Origin of the sequence: Methylobacterium sp. WL7 (assembly GCF_008040085.1) — a bacterium.
Lineage (GTDB): Bacteria > Pseudomonadota > Alphaproteobacteria > Rhizobiales > Beijerinckiaceae > Methylobacterium > Methylobacterium mesophilicum.
This window is the reverse complement of record NZ_VRVG01000059.1, coordinates 1-20,185: the sequence shown is the minus strand read 5'-3', so window position 1 is coordinate 20,185 and position 20,185 is coordinate 1. Positions and strand designations below refer to the sequence as shown.

20 protein-coding genes are annotated in these 20,185 nt (G+C 71.1%); 10 read left to right on the top strand and 10 right to left on the bottom strand.

Features of this window, described 5'->3' with window-relative positions; all coding sequences use genetic code 11:
* Positions 1-49: 49 nt before the first annotated feature.
* Together FV233_RS16110 and FV233_RS31650 are read right to left on the bottom strand one after the other, a co-directional pair.
* Positions 50-319 carry a hypothetical protein gene (locus FV233_RS16110; RefSeq protein ID WP_147855290.1) on the bottom strand — a complete coding sequence of 90 codons (270 nt, stop codon included), beginning with the start codon at positions 317-319 and terminating at the stop codon, positions 50-52.
* A gap of 94 nt (positions 320-413) precedes the next feature.
* The gene (locus FV233_RS31650; RefSeq protein WP_147898035.1) at positions 414-1,214 is read right to left on the bottom strand and encodes a cold-shock protein; all 801 of its coding nucleotides are present in this window, start codon (positions 1,212-1,214) and stop codon (positions 414-416) included.
* A gap of 313 nt (positions 1,215-1,527) precedes the next feature.
* On the opposite strand from FV233_RS31650, the gene FV233_RS16100 reads away from it, so the two are divergent.
* The 4 genes from FV233_RS16100 to FV233_RS16085 all read left to right on the top strand — a co-directional run bounded on the left by FV233_RS16100 (position 1,528) and on the right by FV233_RS16085 (position 4,713).
* Complete coding sequence (locus tag FV233_RS16100) at positions 1,528-2,001, top strand: response regulator (RefSeq protein ID WP_147856525.1); 474 nt, start codon at positions 1,528-1,530, stop codon at positions 1,999-2,001.
* 127 nt (positions 2,002-2,128) lie between these two features.
* Positions 2,129-3,211: a Ppx/GppA phosphatase family protein gene (locus tag FV233_RS16095; RefSeq protein ID WP_147856524.1), complete on the top strand. Its 1,083-nt coding sequence runs from the start codon at positions 2,129-2,131 to the stop codon at positions 3,209-3,211.
* 10 nt (positions 3,212-3,221) lie between these two features.
* Entirely contained in the window at positions 3,222-3,956 is a 735-nt protein-coding gene (locus tag FV233_RS16090; protein WP_147898034.1) for an RlmE family RNA methyltransferase, read from the top strand.
* Positions 3,957-3,966: 10 nt separating this feature from the next.
* Positions 3,967-4,713 (top strand): hypothetical protein, encoded by a 747-nt coding sequence (locus tag FV233_RS16085; RefSeq protein WP_147898033.1) that lies wholly within the window; start codon positions 3,967-3,969, stop codon positions 4,711-4,713.
* Positions 4,714-4,838: 125 nt separating this feature from the next.
* Here the strand turns inward: FV233_RS16085 and FV233_RS16080 are convergent, their stop codons facing one another.
* From FV233_RS16080 to FV233_RS16060, 5 genes are all read right to left on the bottom strand, one after another.
* Positions 4,839-5,987: a DUF4167 domain-containing protein gene (locus tag FV233_RS16080; protein WP_147898032.1), complete on the bottom strand. Its 1,149-nt coding sequence runs from the start codon at positions 5,985-5,987 to the stop codon at positions 4,839-4,841.
* 420 nt (positions 5,988-6,407) lie between these two features.
* Complete coding sequence (gene prmC / locus FV233_RS16075) at positions 6,408-7,301, bottom strand: peptide chain release factor N(5)-glutamine methyltransferase (RefSeq protein ID WP_147898031.1); 894 nt, start codon at positions 7,299-7,301, stop codon at positions 6,408-6,410.
* An 8-nt stretch (positions 7,302-7,309) separates the two neighbouring features.
* Positions 7,310-8,395, bottom strand: coding sequence for a peptide chain release factor 1 (prfA, locus tag FV233_RS16070; protein ID WP_147854286.1), 1,086 nt, complete (start codon positions 8,393-8,395; stop codon positions 7,310-7,312).
* Between the two features lie 221 nt (positions 8,396-8,616).
* Positions 8,617-10,878 (bottom strand): phosphoenolpyruvate--protein phosphotransferase, encoded by a 2,262-nt coding sequence (gene ptsP / locus FV233_RS16065; protein ID WP_147854287.1) that lies wholly within the window; start codon positions 10,876-10,878, stop codon positions 8,617-8,619.
* Between the two features lie 307 nt (positions 10,879-11,185).
* Positions 11,186-12,421: an aspartate kinase gene (locus FV233_RS16060; RefSeq protein WP_147854288.1), complete on the bottom strand. Its 1,236-nt coding sequence runs from the start codon at positions 12,419-12,421 to the stop codon at positions 11,186-11,188.
* A 282-nt stretch (positions 12,422-12,703) separates the two neighbouring features.
* On the opposite strand from FV233_RS16060, the gene ubiG reads away from it, so the two are divergent.
* The 6 genes from ubiG (at position 12,704) to FV233_RS16030 (ending at position 16,984) form a co-directional block, all read left to right on the top strand.
* Entirely contained in the window at positions 12,704-13,465 is a 762-nt protein-coding gene (ubiG, locus tag FV233_RS16055; RefSeq protein ID WP_147854289.1) for a bifunctional 2-polyprenyl-6-hydroxyphenol methylase/3-demethylubiquinol 3-O-methyltransferase UbiG, read from the top strand.
* Between the two features lie 46 nt (positions 13,466-13,511).
* Positions 13,512-14,084, top strand: a complete 573-nt coding sequence (locus tag FV233_RS16050; protein WP_147854290.1) for a YbhB/YbcL family Raf kinase inhibitor-like protein — start codon at positions 13,512-13,514, stop codon at positions 14,082-14,084.
* 163 nt (positions 14,085-14,247) lie between these two features.
* Positions 14,248-14,865, top strand: coding sequence for a PAS domain-containing protein (locus tag FV233_RS16045; protein ID WP_147854291.1), 618 nt, complete (start codon positions 14,248-14,250; stop codon positions 14,863-14,865).
* A gap of 179 nt (positions 14,866-15,044) precedes the next feature.
* The gene (gene ykgO / locus FV233_RS16040) at positions 15,045-15,170 is read left to right on the top strand and encodes a type B 50S ribosomal protein L36 (RefSeq protein WP_003601867.1); all 126 of its coding nucleotides are present in this window, start codon (positions 15,045-15,047) and stop codon (positions 15,168-15,170) included.
* Between the two features lie 183 nt (positions 15,171-15,353).
* Entirely contained in the window at positions 15,354-15,974 is a 621-nt protein-coding gene (locus tag FV233_RS16035; RefSeq protein ID WP_187277679.1) for a tetratricopeptide repeat protein, read from the top strand.
* Positions 15,971-16,984 (top strand): alpha/beta hydrolase, encoded by a 1,014-nt coding sequence (locus tag FV233_RS16030; RefSeq protein WP_147854293.1) that lies wholly within the window; start codon positions 15,971-15,973, stop codon positions 16,982-16,984. The genes FV233_RS16035 and FV233_RS16030 overlap by 4 nt, the downstream gene beginning before the upstream one ends.
* A 3-nt stretch (positions 16,985-16,987) precedes the next feature.
* On the opposite strand, the gene pyk is transcribed toward FV233_RS16030, so the two are convergent.
* The 3 genes from pyk to FV233_RS16015 all read right to left on the bottom strand — a co-directional run.
* Positions 16,988-18,424: a pyruvate kinase gene (gene pyk / locus FV233_RS16025; RefSeq protein WP_147854294.1), complete on the bottom strand. Its 1,437-nt coding sequence runs from the start codon at positions 18,422-18,424 to the stop codon at positions 16,988-16,990.
* 119 nt (positions 18,425-18,543) lie between these two features.
* On the bottom strand, positions 18,544-18,954 hold the full coding sequence (locus tag FV233_RS16020; protein ID WP_147854296.1) for a DUF1036 domain-containing protein: 411 nt from the start codon (positions 18,952-18,954) through the stop codon (positions 18,544-18,546).
* Positions 18,955-19,000: 46 nt separating this feature from the next.
* Positions 19,001-20,185: glycerate kinase (locus FV233_RS16015; RefSeq protein WP_246690000.1), on the bottom strand; the 1,185-nt coding region annotated here is incomplete at its 5' end.

The window sequence follows — 20,185 nt, the reverse complement described above, 5'->3', positions numbered from 1 at the left end:
TACGAAGGAAACGAAGTTCCGCGCCTGCCTGGCCGCAACGGCCCGCCGCTCAGCGTCCGACATTTGTGCCGGTACCACTGCGGCCAGCTCTCCGCAGGGCGGCTGCGGCGCTGTTTGCGCTCGGCGGAAGATCCGGGCCGGCGCCGGGTCGGTCGTAGCCGGCGCGCGACCCCGGATTCGGCACCGTCCCGACACGGTCCCTGTCTTTGCCCCAGGCATAGCCGGCATTGATGCCCGCGTAGAAGCCGCTGAAATCCTCTGCCCGCGCCGGCGCCAGCGCCAGGATCAGCAGGATCGTCGGCATCAGCACGCGGTGCATGGCGGCTCCGAAACAAGAAAGGCGGCGACCCCGTTGGGGGCCGCCGCCTTGTAGAATTCCGAGGGATCGCGGCAGCAAGACGGCCGCGAGACCTTTAGTCTTCGACGTTGATGCTGGAGGCCTCGCGGCCCTTCTGACCATCGACGACGCCGAGGGTGACCTGCTGGCCTTCGGCCAGCGATTCCAGGCCGGCGCGGGACAGGGCGGAACGGTGCACGAACACGTCCTTGCCACCGTCGTTGACCGAGACGAAGCCGAAGCCCTTGGCGGGATCGTACCACTTCACGGTGCCGCTCATCTCGACCGAGGGACCGGATGCAGCCCGGCCACCACCGCCGAAGCCACCACCGCCGCCGGCGCCGTAACCACCGCCGCCGCCGCCACCATAACCGCCGCCGCCACCGCCGCCGAAGCGGTCGGCGCCGAAGCCGCCGGTGCGCGGGCGCAACTCACGCCGGGGCGCGGGCGCCTCGGCCGTGGAGGTGTCGACGCTGGTGACGCTCGTGACCTGCGGGCCCTTCTGGCCCTGCGCCGTGGTGACCGTCAGCCGGGTGCCCGGCATCAGGTCGGCGTGGCCAGCAGCCTCGACGGCGCGAATGTGGAGGAAGGCATCGCCCGAGCCGTCGCCGAGTTCGACGAAGCCGAAGCCCTTCTCCTTGTTGAACCACTTGACCGTCGCATCACGCTCCGGCCCGGTTGCCACAGGCGCTGCGCTGGGGCCGCCCCGGGGGGGACCGCGGTCGAAACCGCCGCCACCGAAACCGCCACCACCGCCTCCGCCGAATCCACCACCGCCGTATCCGCCGCTGGGGGGAGCCTGATCAGGCCATCTCGGCTCGCCAGCCTCGTCGAAGCCGCGCTTCTGCGGCCCCCTGAAATCACGACCACGTCCCATCGAAAGCTCGCAAAAACCGTCCGCCGCCCTGGTCTTAAATACCGCGTGCGCGCCATCCCAGACAGCCCACGCCCCGCACTATCATTACCCCCGGTCGCGGTAACCAAGAATAACGCCCCAGTCCTGACGCAATCGGGCCTTGACCGCAAGGACCTTCTTCGCCAAGACGCGCCCGTTTCGTTACTTTCTTGCGGTAAACAACGCAGCTTCCGGGTCCCGTCGATCCAGGCGTTCGCCTTGGCCGAGAGGGCGTTAGCGAAACGCAAAGGCTGTTCGGCTAGACTCGCGTCGCGCCCCGCAACGGCACCCGGCCATGATCGCGACTCCGACCTTCCCCGATCTTTCGGCCCTCGTGGTCGACGAGAGTCTCTACATCCGGCGAATCGTGCGCGACATGCTCATGCGGGTCGGCATCAAGCGCGTGCTGGAGGCGCCGGACGGCGCCGAGGCGCTGGGCGTGCTGGCGGAGAGCAAGCCCGACATCAGCATCATCGACTGGGACCTGTCGATCCTGTCCGGGGAAGAGTTCATCCGGCTCGCGCGCACGCCCTCCACCTCCCCCTGCCCGACCATCCCGATCATCCTGATGCTGGCCCAGCCGCGCCGGAACGTGGTCGACCGCGCCGTCGCGCTGGGGGTCAACGAGATCATCGCCAAGCCATTTTCGCCGAAGACCCTGTGGTCGCGGCTCGACGAGGTGATCAACCGGCCCCGCCCCTATTCCCAGGTCAAGAGCCTGCTGCGGCCGATCCCGCGCCGGTCGGGCGCCATGAAGGCGGTCGCGTGACGAACGCGGCCTGAGGCGGGTCGCGACGATCGGTCATTGCAGTTCCCGACCGACCCTGTAGGGTCTTCCATCAAGAATGGCCGAGCGCGACGCTCCTGGCTGACCCGAAGGACCGACGGCCGCGCCGATGAGGGACGAGACCGCTGCGGCCGCGCCGTCCCGCACGTCGACCGGCGCAGTGCCGCTCCAGCCGACGGCCCCGTCGCCGGGCCGCGACCGCAGACGCGTCGCCTACGCGGCGCTTGATCTCGGCACCAACAATTGCCGCCTGCTGATCGCCGAGCCGACCTTCAGCGGGTTCCGGGTGATCGACGCCTTCTCGCGTATCGTCCGCCTCGGTGAGGGGCTGGGCACCTCGGACCGCCTCAACGAGGCCGCGATCGAGCGCACCGTCGAGGCCCTGCGGATCTGCCGGACCAAGATGCAGGCCCGGGGCGTCCGCCGGGCCAAGGTGATCGCCACCGAGGCGTGCCGCCTCGCGGTGAACGGCGCGGCCTTCGTGGAGCGCGTCCGCCGGGGTGTCGGCCTCGACCTCGAGATCGTCGACCGGCAGACCGAGGCGTATCTCGCGGTGACCGGCTGCGCGGCACTCGCCGACCCGGACGCGGAATCCGTGGTGATCTTCGATATCGGCGGTGGCTCCACCGAGATCGCGTGGCTCGACGGCGAGGCGGCCAACCCGTCCACCGACCCGACCCTGCGCATCCGCGCCTGGGATTCCCTGCCGGTCGGCGTCGTCACCCTGGCCGAGCGCCATGGCGGCGCCGAGGTGACCCGGCGGATGTTCGAGGGCATGGTCGAGGAGGTGGCGGAAAAGCTCTCCGCCTTCGCGATCCGCGCGGCGGCGGCGGCCACGGCCCCGCATTTCCACCTGCTCGGCACCTCCGGCACGGTGACCACGATCGCCGCCATGCACCTGCGGCTGGCCCGCTACGAGCGGCGGCGGGTGGACGGCCTCTGGATGAGCGACCATGAGGTGTCCGCCGCCATCGACGATCTGCTCGACACCCGGCTCGAGCAGCGGGCCGACAATCCCTGCATCGGACGCGACCGGGCGGATCTGGTATTGGCGGGCTGCGCGATCCTGGAGGCGATCCGGCGGGCCTTCCCGTCCGAGCGCCTGCGCATCGCCGACAGGGGCCTGCGCGAAGGGTTGCTGATGAACATGATGCGGGAGGACGGCGTCTGGAACCGGAAGGCCGTCCGATGAGGACACCACGATGACCGACCGGCGCGGGGGCGCGGGCTCCACGGGCGGCGTGCGCGGCGACCTGAAGCAGCGGGTGAAGACCGGCCGCGGCCGGACTCTGTCGCAGAAGCGGTGGCTGGAGCGCCAGCTCAACGATCCCTACGTGGCCCGGGCGAAGCGCGAGGGCTACCGCTCCCGGGCGGCCTACAAGCTCATCGAGATCGACGAGCGCTACAAGCTGCTCAAGCCCGGCCAGCGGGTGGTGGACCTCGGGGCCGCGCCGGGTGGCTGGTCGCAGGTGGCGGCCCGGATCGTGGGGACGACGGGACGCGTCGTCGGCATCGACCTCCTGGAGATCGAGCCGATGCCGAACGTCGAGTTCATCACCCTCGACTTCCTGGATCCCGAGGCGCCCGTGAAGCTGACCACGCTGCTCGGCGGCCCGGCCGACCTCGTCCTGTCCGACATGGCCGCCAACGCCACCGGCCACAAGAAGACCGACCACCTGCGGATCATCGGCCTGGCCGAGACCGCGGCCGAGTTCGCCCGCGAGATCCTCGCCCCGGGCGGCGCCTACCTGGCCAAGGTGCTGCAGGGCGGCACCGAGAACGCCCTGCTGGCCGACCTGAAGCGTGACTTCACGGCCGTGCGCCACGTGAAGCCGGCGGCGAGCCGGTCCGATTCGAGCGAGCTCTACGTGCTGGCGACCGGCTATCGCAGCGCAGCGTCCCGGGCCGCCGCGGCGGCGGCGGCCGACGAGGCCTGAGCGCCCGCACATGCTGTTGGAGTGGGCACTGGCGCTGGCCAATCCCGCGCCGCTGCGTTTGCGCCGCCTCGGCTATGTACGCCACAGCGGCCGGCTCCACGCCCGGTCCCGCCGCTGCCGCGCGGCCTGGGCGCCGCACCTGATCCAGGCGCGCGGCGTGATCACCGCCGCCGCCGAGGCAAGCGCCCGGCGCGGGTCGGTGGTGGTGCTCGGCTCCGGGCTCCTCGACGACGTACCGCTCGATGCCCTGGCGCTGCTGTTCGATCGCGTCACCCTGGTGGACGCCGTCCATCCCTGGCCGGCACGGCTGGCCGCACGCCGGTACCGCAACGTCGCCCTGGCGACCGCCGAGATCAGCGCGGGCTTAAGCGATCCCGGACTTGCGCAGACCTGCGCGGCCGCGGACCTGATCGTGTCGGCCAACCTGCTGTCGCAGCTCCCGATCGTTCCGATCGAGGCTCACGAAGCGCGGGGGCGTGAGGCGCCGCCGCAGCTCGGTACCCAGATCATCGAGACCCATCTCGCGGCCCTGGACCGGCTCGCGGCCGGGACCACGCGGGTCTGCCTGATCACCGACATCGTGCAGCGCGCGGAAGACCGGGCCGGGCGGGTGATCGACAGCCTCGACCTGACGTTCGGGGTGAGGCTGCCGCCCCCGGCCCAGGCCTGGGACTGGGAGATCGCACCGTTCGGCGAAATCGGCCGACGCCACCGGCTTCTCCACCGGGTCCACGCCTATCCGGACTGGCGGGCCTGATCCGGCCTCGGAGCCGATGGCATCCTGTTTCGTCAGCCGAACGTCCCCACACGAATGGCCTGACCCAAGCAAAAAGCCGCCCCGGTGTCCCGGGACGGCTTTTTCAGGAGGCGTTCGCGTTCCGCTTACTCGGTCGGTGCGTCCTCGGCGGGTGCGCGGGCCTCGCCCTCTTCCGGAGCGATCCCCTCGAAGCGCGGCCGGCGTCGACGGCGCGGCTTCACGGGCGCCTCCTCGGCTGCGGCCTCGGGGGCCGGGGCCGTCGGCTGCTCGACCGGGGTCGTGGCCGCCACCGGACGGGGCGGGGTCATCAGGAAAGCCGGCAGGCTCGCCGGATCCTCGGCCGTCACCGGAGCCGGGGCAGCCTCCCGGCGACGCTCGCGACGGGGCGCGGGCTCGGCCTGGCGGGGCGTCTCGCTGCGGGCGACCGCCTCGCCGCGGGGCTCGCTCCGGCGCGGCTGACGCTCGTCGGAGCGGGCGTCCTGCCGCGTGTCCTGGCGCGCATCTTGGCGCGTGTCCTGGCGGCTCTCCTGCTGCCGGGGCTCCGCACGCGCGGTCTCGGACCGCCCGGACTCGTATCGGTTCTGATCGCCGCGGGCGTCCTGCCGCGTGTCCTGCCGGTAATCCTGGCGGCCGTAATCCTGCCGACCGTCCTGCCGGTTGTCCTGGCGGTCCTGCCGGCCGTCCTGCCGGTTATCCTGGCGGTCCTGCCGGTAGTCGGGACGCTGCTGATAGTCCTGCCGCGGGGAATCCTGCCGCTGGTAATCCTGCCGGGGCTGGTCCTGGCGCCGGTAATCCTGGCGGCCGTTGTTGTCGAAGCGGCGCTGGTCCCGGTTCTGGAAGCGATCGCGGCCCTGCTGCTGACGGCCGTCCTGCTGCTGGTTCAGGTCCTGCCGCATCTCGTAGGGCTGGGGCTGCTGGCCCGGGTCGCCGTCGTCGTAGCCGTTGTAGGGCTGGCCGTTCTGCGACGAGCCGTTGCCCTGGCCGTCGTCGTCACCCTCGTCCATCTCGTCGTCGTAGGCGCGACTGGCATATCCGCCGGTATTCGTCGGCCGGGTCTGCTCCTGGGCGCCGGATACGATCCGGAAGTAGTGTTCGCCGTGCTGAAAATAGTTCTCGGCAGCCACAGGATCGCCGGCCGCCTGCGCATCGCGGGCGAGCTGGGCGTACTTGTCGGCGATGTGCTGCGGCGTGCCGCGGATTTTGACGTCTGGGCCGTTGGATTCGTACGAGCGCGTCAGCGGGTTCGGACCTTTCGGCCGGTTGCGGCCGCGCATCCGTCGATTCTGGTTTGGTCTCATCGGTCTTCAGTGACCCTCGTTCACGCAAACGACGTTCTTCGGGGCGTCCGGCGTCGATCTTCAGACGCGCTCCGGCCAAATGCACCCGGTGAAGCCGCACGGTCGACCGCCTCACGGTCCGCGCGTTCGCCTGACCATCCCTCGCACCGCGCGTCCGGGCACAGACGCCAGAAACCAGTCGATTGTCAGGTTCGAGTGTTGTCGAACTGCCGCGCAGTCGCACGCGCGCTCAAGTCCAACAATACGGGGGATCAGCGAACCGGGCGGCGACCTGCGATCGTTGCCGACCGTATAATCGTCCGTCTTAACGAACCGTTCGCGATCTTCAAGCGGACTCTAGCGTTCCCAGGGAGATGCAACAAGCATTTTCTCAGCGCACCGATCGTCGTCGCGGATCTAGGCATCCGTGTGGCCGAATGAAAGGCCGAATGACAGCACGCGATCGTGACCGGCGAGATCTCGCGCGAGCCCCAGGTCGGCGTAGCCCGCGCCGCGCGCGAGCGCCCGCACCGCCTCGGCCTGATCGTATCCGATCTCGAGCACCAGCCGCCCGCCCGGCGCCAGCAGCGTGGCGTCCCGGACCCCATCGAGGATCCGCCGGTAGGCGTCGAGGCCATCTGGTCCGCCGTCGAGGGCGGCGCGGGGATCGTGCAGGCGCACGTCCCGGTCGAGGTGCTGGATGACGTCGCGCACGATGTAGGGCGGGTTCGAGACCACCAGGTCGAAGCCGCCCCGGAGGGCGTCACACCAATCCCCCACCGCGAAAGCCGCCCGGTCGCCGACCCCGTTGGTGGTCGCGTTGTGCCGGGCGATGCGCAGGGCCTCCGTTGACCGGTCTAGGCCGACGGCGAAGGCTTGCGGCAGCTCGCTCAGGAGCGCCACCAGGATGCAGCCGGAACCGGTGCCGAGGTCGAGGCACCGGAGCGGCACCGTCCGGTCCGGGGCGCAGGCGAGCGCCGTCGCGACCAGGGTCTCGGTATCGGGACGCGGGACCAAGGTCTCGGGCGCCAGCCGGAACGGCAAGCCCCAGAACTCCCAGGCGCCCAGGATGCGGGCCACGGGCTCGCCGGCCAGCCGCCGCGCGAAAGCTGCGTCGAGGGCGTCGCCGGCCTGCGCGTCGAGAATCCGGTCCCCGTCGAGGAGGAGGTCGCGGGCTTCGAGGCCGAGCAGGCCCAGCAGGAGGAAGCGCGCGTCGCCCGCGGCTTCCGCGTTGCCGCCGGAGCTGAGGAGGGCGATCCCCCGGCGCAGGGCCTCTCGCCGCGACAGGCCCCGGCTCGTTCCCGCGATCACGCCGCCGCTCAGGCCATGCCTTCGGCGGCCAGCAACTCGGCCTGATGCTCGGTGATGAGCGCGTCCACGACCTCGTCCAGCGCAGTGCCGGCCATGACCTCCTCCAGCTTGTAGAGGGTCAGGTTGATGCGGTGGTCGGTCACCCGCCCTTGTGGGAAATTGTAGGTGCGGATGCGCTCGCTGCGGTCGCCGGAGCCGACCTGCGCCCGCCGGTCGGCGGCCCGGGCGGAATCCTTGGCGGTCCGCTCGGCGTCGTAGAGCCGGGCGCGCAGCAGCGACATCGCCCGGGCGCGGTTCTTGTGCTGCGACCGCTCCTCCTGGACGAAGACTACGATGCCGGTGGGCAGGTGAGTGATGCGGATCGCCGATTCCGTCTTGTTGACGTGCTGGCCGCCGGCGCCCTGGGCCCGCATCGTATCGATCTTCAGGTCGGCGTCGTTGACGACGATGTCGACCTCCTCGGCCTCCGGCAGCACCGCCACGGTGGCCGCCGAGGTGTGGATGCGCCCCTGCGTCTCGGTGTTCGGCACCCGCTGCACGCGGTGCGCGCCGCTCTCGAACTTCAGGCGCGCGAACACGCCCTTGCCCTTCACCTCGGCCACGACCTCGCGGAAACCGCCCACGGTGCCCTCGCTCTCCGAGATCACCTCGACCCGCCAGCCCTTCGACTCGGCGTATTTCGCGTACATCCGGAACAGGTCGCCGGCGAACAGCGCCGCCTCGTCGCCGCCGGTGCCGGCGCGGACTTCCAGGATCGCGCTCTTCTCGTCGGCGGCATCCTTGGGCAGCAGGATGAGCTGCAACGCCCGATAGGCGCCTTCGAGCTGTGCCTGGGCCTCCGGCTTCTCCTCGGCCGCCAGGGCGCGCATCTCCGGATCGGTGCCCGGCTCGTCGATCATCGCCTCCAGGCCCGCCAGGTTCGCGAGGGCCGACCGGTAGGTGTGGATCGCATCCACCACGGGATCGAGATCGGACAACTCCCGGGAGAGCTGGATCACGGTCTCGGATTCGCCTTCGCCGGTGGCGAGCTGCGCGGTGACGAATTCGTGGCGCGCCAGGATGGCGTCGAGGCGCTCGGTGGGAAAGGGGATCATCGCCCGTGTTTCTGCAGGTTTCGGCGCACGACGTTCCAGGCCGGGCGTGGTCTCGTCTCAGGGGTCGGAGCGCGGGATCGTAAGGCTGACCGACGCGGCAAGACAGGGTCCCACCCCACGCCGCCTCCCTTCGAGCGCGGAAGCCGCAGCGCATCGACGGGAAGCGTCGTGGCTGTGCCGTACAACCCCGGCCGAACCTTCGGCAAGAGCGGCATCGCGGGTTAGATAGGGACGCCGTGGGCGTGTGCGAAGGCGGTGAGTGCCGGGCGCAGGGAATCGCCGTCGTGCATCCGGACCATCTCGGCGTCGATCAGCTCCGAAACGGCGGCCGCATCGAGGCTGAGCACCATCGCCTTCACCGGGCCGATGGCGGCCGGCGACATCGACAGGCTGCGGTAGCCGAGGCCGATCAGCGCCATCGCGTCGAGCGGCCGGCCGCCGATCTCGCCGCAGACCGTCACCGGGCAACCGGCCGCGTTGGCCCGCTCGGCGATCAGCCGGAACGCCCGCAGGGCCGCGACGCAGAGCGGGTCGAACCGGTCGGCGACCCGGCGGTTCTCGCGGTCGACCGCGAACAGGAACTGCATCAGGTCGTTCGAGCCGACGGAGAGGAAGTCGGCCTCCTTGGCGATCTCGTCGATCTGGAACAACAGCGAGGGCACCTCGACCATCGCGCCCAGCCGGCACTCGGTGGGGAGCGTGTAGCCGTGGCGGCGCAGATAGGCCTTCTCGCGTTCCACGATGCCGCGGGCGCGGACGAACTCGTCCACGGTGGCGACCATCGGGAACATGATCTTGAGCGGGTCGCCGTCGGCGGCCTTCAGAAGCGCGCGCAGCTGCATCCGCAACAGGGCGGGCCGGTCGAGCCCGATGCGGATCGCCCGCCAGCCGAGCGCCGGGTTCTCCTCCTCGAGCTTGGCCATGTACGGCAGGATCTTGTCGCCGCCGATATCGAGGGTGCGGACCGTCACGGGCTTGCCGGCGGAGGCCGCGAACACCTTGCGGTAGAGTTCCTGCTGCTCCGCGGCCGACGGCATGCGTTGGGCGACCATGAACTGCAATTCGGTGCGGAACAGGCCGACGCCCTCGGCGCCGGTCTCGTGCAGGTGGCTGAAATCGACGAGCAGTCCGGCATTCAGCTGCAGGCCGACGCGGACCCCGTCCCGGGTCTGGGCCGGGACGTCGCGCAGGGCCCGGTACTGCTCCTGCCGGCGGGCGCGCAGCCGCACCATCTCGGCATAGGCCGCCTCGACCTCCGGGCCGGGCCGGACATGGATCTCGCCGGCCACGCCGTCGACGATGATGGCGTCGCCGGCATCGCACAGGGCGGAGGCGTTCTCGACCTCGCCCACCGCCGGGATCCCGAGCGCCCGGGCCACGATGGCGACGTGGCTGGTGGGACCGCCCTCTTCCAGGACGATGCCGCGCAGCGTCGAGGAATCGTAGTCGAGGAGCGCGGCCGGCCCCATGGTGCGCGCCACCAGGATGGCGTTCTCGGGCAGGATGACGGCTCCGCCGGCCTCCGGACCGATCAAGGTGCGCAGCAGCCGGTTGGCGAGGTCATCGAGGTCGTGCAGGCGCTCGCGCAGGTACGGGTCCGCCTGGCGCATCATCCGGGCGCGGTTGTCCGACTGCACCCGCTCGACGGCGGCCTCGGCGGTCAATCCGGACGCCACGGCCTCCCGCATCCGCCGGAGCCAGCCCTTGTCGTGGGCGAACATCCGGACGGTCTCCAGCACCTCGCGCGATTCGGCGGTGCCGATCCGGTCGCCGCGCTCGACCAGCGCGTCGATGGCGGAGCGGACCTCCTCGATCGCCGCGTCGAGCCGCGCGACCTCGCGCTCGACGTTCTCGGCGATCAGCGTCTTCACCACGACGCGCGGCTCGTGGAGCACGACGTGGCCGAGCCCGATGCCGTCCGCCAGCGCGATGCCGCGGGCGACGACCGGTCGGCGGGCGGCGGTGCCGGCATCCGGCGCCAGGCCCTCCAACTCGCCCGAGGCGATCATCTCCGAGAGCACCATCGCGGTGGTCTGGAGCGCCTCGATCTCCTCCTCGGAATAGACCCGGTAGGTCTGGTTCTGGACGGTGAGCACGCCGAGCGTGTTGCCGGCCCGCAGCAGGGGCACGCCCAGGAAGGCGTGATACGCCTCCTCGCCGGTCTCCGGCCGATAGGAGAAGGCCGGGTGGTTCTGCGCATCCGAGAGGGAGAGCGGTTCGGCAGTCCGGGCGATCAGGCCGACGAGGCCCTCGTCGGCGTGCATGCGCGTCTGGTGGACCGCCTCGCGGTTCAGGCCCTCGGTGGCGAACAGTTCGAGGGTGTTGTCGTCCCGCAGGACGTAGACCGAGCAGACCTCGGCCACCACGTTGGCGGCGATCAGGACGACGATGCGGTCGAGGCGTGCCTGGGGGCTGACCGGCTCCGCCATCGCTTCGCGGAGGCGGCGCAGCAGCAGGCGCGGGCCTCCGGGCGCAGCGGGCATCGATTCGTCGTTCCAACGTCGGCGAGCGGCCCTGGCGTCGACCACCCTGCAACCTTGGCGCCGACTGGGAAACGTCCGGCGCCGGATGGACCGCGCCGCGAGCCCCCGGAAGATCTCCGGGTTCGGCGGAAAGGCCCGTGACTGTTCTAGCTCAAGACACCCGATCCGCTGATGAGACCCCGAACGCTCGCCCCGCGAGTGGACTTGGTTCCAACCCCTGATCCGATCTCTTGTTTCAGCGCGCCCTCGTCCATCGAACCGACGTTCCGGTCAGGCCGTGGGCGCTCTCATCGAGACCCTCCCAGGCTCAGGCCTGATCCAGGCCGTATAGCGAGTGGAGCGTGCGCACGGCAAGCTCCGTATAGGCCGCATCGATCAGCACGGAGAACTTGATCTCCGACGTGGTGATCGCGCGGATGTTGATGCCCTTCTCGGCCAGAGCCCGGAACGCCTTCGCCGCGACGCCCGCGTGGCTGCGCATCCCGACGCCGATCGCAGAGACCTTGACTACGTCGGTGGCCCCCTCGATCTGCGCGTAGCCGATCTGCGGGCTCGCCTGGTCGAGGATCGCGCGGGTGCGATCGTACTCGGCGGCCGGCACCGTGAAGGTCATGTCGGTGGTCGACTGGTCCCCCGACACGGTCTGGATGATCATGTCGACGTTGATGTTCGCGTCGGCCAGCGGCCCGAAGATGGCGGCGGCCACGCCGGGGCTGTCCTTGACCCGGCGCAGGGTGATCTGCGCCTCGTCCCGGGAGAACGCGATCCCGGTGATGATCTGCTGTTCCACGATGTCGTCCTCGTCGCAGATGAGGGTGCCCGGGCGCGCGGCGTCCGGCGGATCGAAGGAGGACCGGACCGTGGTCGGCACCCGGTGGACCATGGCGAGTTCCACGGAGCGGACCTGCAGGACCTTGGCGCCGAGCGACGCCATCTCCAGCATTTCCTCGAAGGTCACGCGCTCCATGCGACGGGCCTTCGGCACGATGCGCGGATCGGTGGTGTAGACCCCGTCCACGTCCGTGTAGATGTCGCAGCGCTCGGCCTGGATCGCAGCCGCCACGGCCACCGCCGAGGTGTCCGAGCCGCCGCGCCCGAGGGTGGTCACCCGGCCGGTCTCGGCATGGATGCCCTGGAAGCCGGCGATCACCGCGACCTCGCCCTTGGCGAAGCCCGCTTCAAGGTTCTTCGGGTCGATCTCGGCAATGCGGGCCGAGCCGTGCGCGTCCGAGGTCAGCACGGGGATCTGCCAGCCCTGCCAGGAGCGGGCCTTGAGGCCGTCCTTCTGCAGGGCGACCGCCAGGAGGCCCGCGGTGACCAGCTCGCCCGAGGCCACGACGGCGTCGTACTCGCGCGGGTCGTAGAGCGGGTTGGCGTCCTTGACCCACTCGACCAGTTCGTTGGTTTTGCCGGACATGGCCGACACGATCACGGCGACCTCGTAGCCGGCCGCGACCTCGCGGGCGACGTGGCGGGCCACGTTGCGGATGCGGTCGACCGTGGCGACGGAGGTGCCGCCGAATTTCATCACCAGACGGGGCATGATGGTTCTTCGCGGGTTCCCGGCGGTGACTGGGGACGGACCGCGCTGGCGGGTCCCGGACAGTGCCCGGCGGGTACAAGCGGCTCGTTGAGGTGTCAACAACCGGCCAAGCATGGAACCTGCGAAGGGTGGTGCCGGCGCGCCGCGGCGACGGCCCCGGGGCAGCCGTGCTATGGCGGCCCTGATATGCCGTGTCGGCCGTCCCGACCCGGATCGCCCGGCGCCGGCCGGGCGTCCGGGCCGAGGGGCTGGACTAGCCGGCCTCGACGGAACGGATCGCGCATGGACAGGGCAGCCACGAACCCCGGGACGGACGGCTTCGTCGATCGCGGCGAGGTCGCGCGCTTCGACGCGCTCGCCGCGACCTGGTGGGACGAGGCCGGGCCGATGCGGGTGCTGCACCGCTTCAACCCGGTGCGCCTGGCCTACATCCGCGACGCGCTCTGCCGCCGGTTCGGCCGGGATCCGCAGGCGCCGTTCCCCCTGGACGGCCTGACGCTGTGCGATGTCGGCTGCGGCGGCGGCGTGCTGTCGGAGCCCCTGGCCCGGCTCGGCGCTACGGTGACCGGCCTCGATCCCGCGGAACAGAACATCGCCGTGGCCCGCGCCCACGCCGAGGCCGGCGGCGTGCCGGTGGATTACCGCGGCGAGACCATCGAGGCGGTGGTCGCGTCCGGCCAGAGCTTCGACGCGGTGCTGATCATGGAGGTGGTGGAGCACGTCTCCGACATGCCCGCCTTCGTGCGGACCGCCTGCGCCGCCGTGAAGCCCGGCGGCATGCTGTTCGGCGCGACCCTCAACCGGACCCTGCGCTCGTTCGGGCTCGCCATCGTCGGCGCCGAGTACGTGCTGGGCTGGCTGCCGCGGGGCACGCACGATTGGGAGAAGTTCGTGACGCCCGAGGAATTCCGCCGCGCCATCCAGGCGGGCGGCCTCGACGTCACCGACACGACCGGCGTCGCCTACAATCCCCTCACCGACGGCTGGCGCACCAGCCGGGACAAGGCGGTGAACTACATGGTCGCGGCCGAGCGCCGCGCCTGAACCGGAGCCCCCGTTCGCGGTTGAGACCGCAGCGGAGACCCGAACCATGCTCGAGAAGATTCCCCACGCGCTCGGCGCGGCCCTGTCCGGCCTGAAGGCCGGGATGGAGAAGACCGCCTACCACGCGGATTTCGCCGACGTCCCGGAGACGCTGACGCTGTCGAGCCCCGCCTTCGCGGACGGTGCCGAGATTCCCGCACGCTTCACCGCGGATGGGCCTGGCCTCTCGCCGTCCCTGGCCTGGAGCGGCGTGCCCGAGGGGACCGGCACGCTCGTCCTGCTGGTCGAGGATGCCGGCAGCCCCACGCCGCAGCCGCTCGTTCACCTGATCGTGTGGAATGTTCCGCCCTCCGACGACAGCCTCGACGAGGGGGCGCTGGCGAGCCCCGACCGGCCGGGGGCCCGCATGAGCCTCGGGAAGAACAGCTTCCTGCGGCCGGCATGGCTGCCGCCCGATCCGCCGAGCGGCCATGGACGCCACGCCTACCTGTTCCAGATCTACGCCGTCGAGAGCGCGCTGGACCTGCCCGACAGCCCCGGCCGGGGCGCTTTGCTGGACGCGATGCGCGGGCGGGTTGTCGGCAAGGGCCAGCTCGCGGGCGGCTATGCCCGCCCCTGAACCGGCCCGACCGATGGGCGGGGATTGGACAGGCCCGCGGGTTCGTTTGCGTTGTGCCGGCCGGTGCGCCGGGCTAGTGAGTCGACCAGATACAGCGAGCGCGGACAAGGACTTCTACCGCGTGCGCGGACGTGGACTTCCTCTCTGTTTCGGAGCGTGATCGGTGGGCTTGGATGCGCGCGCGCGGCGGCAGGACACGGACATCGTCGCCCGCGCCCTCGCGGCGTCGAATGTCGGGACCTGGGAGTGGCGGATCGCCGACGATGTCGTGCGCTGCGATTCCGTCGCCGCGACGATGCTCGGCATCCCCCGCTCGGCCACGGGCCACGGCACGACCTACGCGCTGTTCTTCGATCGCGTCCATCCGCAGGACCGGCAGCGGGTCGGCGCCATCGTGAAGAACCTCCAGCGTCATGGCGGGCTCTACGTCGCCCAGTACCGCACAGTGCTGGCGCCTGACGACGTCCGCTGGGTCCTGGCGCGCGGCCGCTTCGTGACGAGCCCGGACGGGATCGTCAGCGAGGCCCGCGGCATCGTCATCGACGTGACCGAAAGCAGCCGCGACGGCTTCCTCGATGAATCCACCTTCTGCGCGATCGATGCCCCCGGGGGCGGGATCGACCGGGTCGCCGAGCTGGCGCTGGCGCTGTTCAATGTGGCCGAGGGCCTGGGCGAGTCGGATTTCGAGCGGCTGAAGCCCCTGATGGACGCGCTGCTGCACGAGATCGGGCGCCAGCTGGTCGAAAGCCCCGCCGTCCTGGCGACCGACAGCGTCCACTGAGGCACCGCGCCTGCGACGCCGTGCCTGCTACGCCTTGCCTTGCGGTGGCGAATCCTGATATGGCGGCGCCATCCCGCGATGCGTGCCCCGTGATCGCTGGACGCGACCCCGCGTCCCGCCTCGCTGACACGTTCCCGATCCCCCGTGAATGGACGGCCCCACCCGGGCTCGAGAAACCGATGAAGATCCGTAATTCCCTCAAGTCCCTGCGCGGCCGTCACCGCGACAACCAGCTCGTGCGCCGCAAGGGCCGGGTCTACGTGATCAACAAGACCCAGAAGCGCTTCAAGGCCCGCCAGGGCTGAGGCCGTCTGCCCGGCTCCGGCCGGGCATCGGAGCGACTTCCCGGCGGGCCGCGACCGGTCGTTCGGGAAGTTGGATGTCGTCAAGCGAAAGCAGCCGCGCCCGGCCGGGCCGCGGCTGCTTTCGCGTGCGCGGCACCGCGGCACGTTGACGAGCGCGATACCGGCGCACACTCTGCCGACATCATGCCGACACGCTTCATCGCCGCCCTGGTCTGCCTGCCGGTTCTGGCCGTGGCGCCCGCCGCCGCAGCCCCCGATACGATACGGCCCGGCCGTGCCGCGCCGGAGGTCAAGTCGGCGCCCGAGGCCAAGCCGGCGCCGAAGCCGGTCAGCCTCGACGACCTGTTCGCTCGCCTGCGCGCCAGCGAGGATCCGGCCGAGGCGAAGGGCATCGCGAAGCTCATCGAGCGCCGTCTCGACGCGTCCGGCAGCCCGACCGCGGACCTGCTCACCGATCGCGCCCGACAGGCCGTCTCGGCCCACGACTTCCCCCTGGCGGCCGAGCTGATGGACCGGGTCACCGCCCTGGAGCCGAACTGGTCGGAGGGGTGGAACCGCCGCGCCACGGTGTTCTGGCTCCTGACCGACAAGGACGACGCCATCGCCGACCTGCGCCGGGCCCTGGTGCTGGAGCCGCGCCATTTCGAGGCCTGGGCCGCCATGGGCCGGATCTACGAATCCCTCGATGACAAGGCCCGGGCTCTCGCAGCCTTTCGCCGGGCGCGGGCGCTCTATCCGAAGATGGAGAAGATCGGCGAGGCGGTCGACCGCCTGGCCCCGGAGGTTGACGGCCGCGACCTGTGAGCCGCGTGGCCGGACTGCTCCTCACGCTCCTCGCCCTCCCCTTCGCGGTCCTGGGTCTGGTTCTCGGCCTGGGCGCGGTCGCGAGCCTCGTGATCGACCTGAAGATCGGGGCCGCGAATCCGCCCGCGGGACCCTTCGTCGAGGTCGCCAGTGGGCGTCTGGCGACGATCCAGGCCGGTCCGGCGAACGGCCGGCCGGTGGTTCTGCTGCACGGCGCCTCGGCCAACGCGTCCGATCCGATGGAGGGCATCGGCCGCCGGCTCGCGGCGGCTGGCTATCGGGTGATCGCCTTCGACCGGCCGGGCTTCGGGTGGAGCGACCGGATCGACGGCGGCGAGGCGGCGGCGCCCGCGATCCAGGCCCGGATCATCGCGGAGGCGCTCGACCGGATGGGCGTCGGCCCGGCGCTGGTGTTCGGGCATTCCTGGGCCGGCGCCCTGGCCCTGGCGCTCGCCCTCGACCATCCGGCGCAGGTCTCGGGCCTCGTCCTGGCCGCACCGGTCGCGATGCCGATGCCGTCGCGGATGCTGGTCCTGCCCTGGTACTGGCGTCTGGCCATCAAGCCGCCCGTGGCCTGGCTTCTCAGCCGCACGATCGGGCCGCCGGCCGCCCAATATTTTCTTCCCGAAACGGCCAAGCGGGTCTTCCTGCCCCAGACGGAGACACCCGGATACCCGGAGCTGGTCCGGGCCTCCCTCGTGCTGAGACCCGGGACGCTGCTCGCCAACGTCCAGGATCTCGTCGGCCTGCCAGCCGCGCTCGCGGCGCAGGGCCCTCGCTACGGAGACCTGCGCGTCCCGACCCTGGTGATCTCCGGCGATGCGGACCCGATCGTCCGCAGCGAGAGCCAGGCGGTGCCGCTGGCGAAGGCGATTCCCGGGGCCCGGCTCGTGCTGCTGCCCGGGATCGGTCACATGCTCCACTTCGTGGCGGCGGAGCGCGTGACCGATGAGATCGTCCGGTTCGCGAGCGAGCAACGGCGCGAGGCTGCACCGCTGCTCAAGGATTAGGTCTCACGCCTTCTCGGCGTGCTCCCGGGTGATGAAGGTGAGCCGCACGAGGTTCGTGGCCCCGGGGGTGCCGAACGGCAGGCCCGCCACCACGATGACCCGGTCCCCCACCGCGGCGAATTTTTCGCGCACGGCGAACTTGGCGGCGCGGAACGACATGTCGTCCACGTCGCTGGCATCCTTCGTGACGATCGGGTGTGTGCCCCAGGCGAGCGCCAGGCGCCGGGCGGTCTCCCGCCGGGGCGTGAGGGCGATGACCGTGGCGTTCGGGCGCTCGCGCGACAGCCGCAGGGCCGTCGAGCCCGAATTGGTCCAGGCCATGATCGCGTCGAGGTTGAGCGCGTCCACCATCTGGTGGGCGGCCGCCGCGATCGCGTCGGCGGCGGTCTCGTCCGGCGTCGCGCTCTGCGCCCGGATGATCGACCAGTAGACCGAGTCGCGCTCCACCTGCTCGGCGATGCGGTTCATGGTCTCCACGGCCCCAACCGGGAACGCGCCGGAAGCGCTTTCGGCGGACAGCATCACGGCGTCCGCGCCCTCGTAGACCGCGGTGGCCACGTCCGAGACCTCGGCGCGGGTCGGGACCGGCGCCGTGATCATCGATTCGAGCATCTGGGTCGCCACCACCACGGGTTTGCCGAAGCGCCGGGCGCTGCGGGTGATCCGCTTCTGCACGCCGGGCACCTGCTCCAGCGGCATCTCCACGCCAAGATCGCCGCGGGCGACCATCAGGCCGTCCGAGATCTCGATGATCTCGTCGAGCCGGGTCAGGGCCTGCGGCTTCTCGATCTTGGCCATCACCAGGGCACGCCCGGCGCAGACCTTCTTGACCTCGGCCACGTCCTCGGGCCGCTGGACGAAGGAGACGGCGATCCAGTCGGCCCCGGCGTTGAGGCCGGCATCGAGGTCGGCCCGGTCCTTCTCGGTCATCGCCGGCACCGGGATCACCGTGTGGGGCAGCGACACGCCCTTGCGGTTCGAGATCTTCCCGCCGACCTCGACCCGGGTGACGGCCCGGTTCTCCGAGGTCTCCAGCACGGTCAGCCGTAGCTTGCCGTCGTCGAGCAGGATCGCGTGGCCGGCTTCCAGGGCCTCCAGGATCTCCGGATGCGGCAGGTGGCAGCGGCTGGCATCGCCGGGCGTGGGGTCTCCGTCGAGCACGAAAGTCGCGCCGGTCTCGATCATCACGGCGCCCTCCGCGAAGGTGCCGAGCCGGAGCTTGGGACCCTGCAGGTCGACCAGGATGCCGATCGGGTGCTTGGCCTCGCGCTCGATCGCGCGGATCACCTCGACCTTCTCGGGCAGCTTCTCGCGCGGCAGGTGGCTCATGTTGAGCCGGAACACGTCCACGCCCGCCCGGAACAGGCGTTCGATCATCTCCGGCGAGTCCGAGGCCGGCCCGAGGGTGGCGACGATTTTTGTACGGCGCGAGCGTTTCAAGCTGGATCCTCCGGGTATTCCGCAGCGCTCGTCTCGGGGTCGGCCCCGGACGGCGTCGGTTCGTTGGGTGCGGGTGTAGGCATCCCGCCCGGGGCAGCGTCAAGGGCGCGACGGCATCCTCAAGGCTTGGCCGGCGCGTCCGCCCGGTTGGGATCGGTGAGCTGGATCGTCCAGCTCTTCTGCTCGCCCGTATCGACCTCGAAGAAGCCGTTCCGGTCGTAGCCGCGAGCCAGGCAATCCTCGACCCCGCGGATCGTGAACTCCGAGTCGCGGGTGCACATCAGCGAGCGCCCGCTCCACTCGCCGCCGCGGGTGTAGTCGACCGCGAACACGTAATAGAACCGCGCCGCCAGCGCCCCCTTCAGGAGCGTCTCGCAGGCTTTCGGGGCCAGGTCCCACCAGCCCTCCGTGACCCAGCCCTGCGGGTCCCGGTAACCGAGCGAGATGCCGACCTTGCTGGCGGTCTGGTTGCACAGACGCAGGTCGGCCTTCGCGGGGCCGGCGCCGAAGAGCGCGATGCCGAGCCCCAGGATCACCGGCACGGCGGCCGGCGAACCGGTCGCCCCCCTCAAAGACCTACCCGACGAGGATGATGCGGCAATCGTTGACATTGGTACGCGTCGGACCGGGGTTCACGAGGTCGCCAAGGGCCGCGAAGAACGCGGTCGAATCGTTCTGCTCCAGCATCGCGGCCGGGTCGAGGCCGGCGGCGCGGGCGCGCTCGAGGGTCGTCGGGTCGACCAGGCCGCCGGCCGGATCGGTGGCGAGGCCGCGCCCGCCGTCGGTGCCGTCGGTGTCGGCACTGATCCCGGAGATGCCGGGCTCACCGTCGAGGGCCACGGCCAGGGCCAGGGCGTATTCCTGGTTCGGGCCGCCATGGCCCTCGCCCCGGATGGTGACGGTGAGTTCACCCCCCGAGATCAGCGCGACGCGCTGCCCGGCCGCCTTGTAGCGCTTGGCCTCGCTCGCGTGCACGGCCGCGACCTCCCGGGCCTCGCCTTCGAGGTCGGCGCCCAGCATGATCGGCTCGTAGCCCGCGTCCCGGGCCGCCTGGGCGGCCGCCTCCAGGGCGTCGATCGGCCGGGCGATGATGCGGTACTCGGCCCGGGCGAAGGCGGGATCTCCGGCCTTGGGGGTTTCGTTGTTCGGGTCGTTCAGGAGCCGGACGGCCGTCTCCGGCAGCGGGATGCCCCGGCGCTCGCAGATGGCGCGGGCATCCGCCAGGGTCGAGGGATCGGGCACGGTCGGGCCCGAGGCGATCACCGCCGGATCGTCGAACGGCACGTCCGAGATGGCGAGCGTCAGGATCCGCCGGGCGTTGCGGGCGGCCATGGCGAGCCGGCCGCCTTTGATCCGCGAGATGTGCTTGCGGACGGTGTTGATCTCGCCGATCGGGGCGCCGGAGCGGAGCATCGCCCGGGTGATCGCCTGCTTCTCGGCCAGGGTCATGTCCCCGGCCGGCGCGATCCAGTTGGCGGAGCCGCCGCCGGACAGGAGCACCAGCACCTCGTCGTCCGGGCCGGCCTCGGTGGCGAGCCGCAGGGCCTCCTGGGTCGCGGCGATGCCGGCCTCGTCGGGGACCGGGTGCCCCGCCTCGACCATGTGGATGCCCGGAGCGTCCTGTCCGTAGCCGTGCCGCGCCACCGCGCCGGTGATGCGGGCGAGGACCTGGCCGCTCTCGTCGAGCGCCCCGGTGGCGTCGAAGGTGCTGCGCTTGGCGCCGTAGCTGCCGTACTGCGTGCCGATCGCCAGCGACCGCTC

Bases quoted from the DNA above. Each gene is read 5' to 3' on its own strand.
- FV233_RS16110 (WP_147855290.1), bottom strand. From the start codon at position 319: ATGCACCGCGTGCTGATGCCGACGATCCTGCTGATCCTGGCGCTGGCG.
- FV233_RS31650 (WP_147898035.1), bottom strand. From the start codon at position 1,214: ATGGGACGTGGTCGTGATTTCAGGGGGCCGCAGAAGCGCGGCTTCGAC.
- FV233_RS16100 (WP_147856525.1), top strand. From the start codon at position 1,528: ATGATCGCGACTCCGACCTTCCCCGATCTTTCGGCCCTCGTGGTCGAC.
- FV233_RS16095 (WP_147856524.1), top strand. From the start codon at position 2,129: ATGAGGGACGAGACCGCTGCGGCCGCGCCGTCCCGCACGTCGACCGGC.
- FV233_RS16090 (WP_147898034.1), top strand. From the start codon at position 3,222: ATGACCGACCGGCGCGGGGGCGCGGGCTCCACGGGCGGCGTGCGCGGC.
- FV233_RS16085 (WP_147898033.1), top strand. From the start codon at position 3,967: ATGCTGTTGGAGTGGGCACTGGCGCTGGCCAATCCCGCGCCGCTGCGT.
- FV233_RS16080 (WP_147898032.1), bottom strand. From the start codon at position 5,987: ATGCGCGGCCGCAACCGGCCGAAAGGTCCGAACCCGCTGACGCGCTCG.
- prfA (WP_147854286.1), bottom strand. From the start codon at position 8,395: ATGATCCCCTTTCCCACCGAGCGCCTCGACGCCATCCTGGCGCGCCAC.
- ptsP (WP_147854287.1), bottom strand. From the start codon at position 10,878: ATGCCCGCTGCGCCCGGAGGCCCGCGCCTGCTGCTGCGCCGCCTCCGC.
- FV233_RS16060 (WP_147854288.1), bottom strand. From the start codon at position 12,421: ATGCCCCGTCTGGTGATGAAATTCGGCGGCACCTCCGTCGCCACGGTC.
- ubiG (WP_147854289.1), top strand. From the start codon at position 12,704: ATGGACAGGGCAGCCACGAACCCCGGGACGGACGGCTTCGTCGATCGC.
- FV233_RS16050 (WP_147854290.1), top strand. From the start codon at position 13,512: ATGCTCGAGAAGATTCCCCACGCGCTCGGCGCGGCCCTGTCCGGCCTG.
- ykgO (WP_003601867.1), top strand. From the start codon at position 15,045: ATGAAGATCCGTAATTCCCTCAAGTCCCTGCGCGGCCGTCACCGCGAC.
- FV233_RS16035 (WP_187277679.1), top strand. From the start codon at position 15,354: ATGCCGACACGCTTCATCGCCGCCCTGGTCTGCCTGCCGGTTCTGGCC.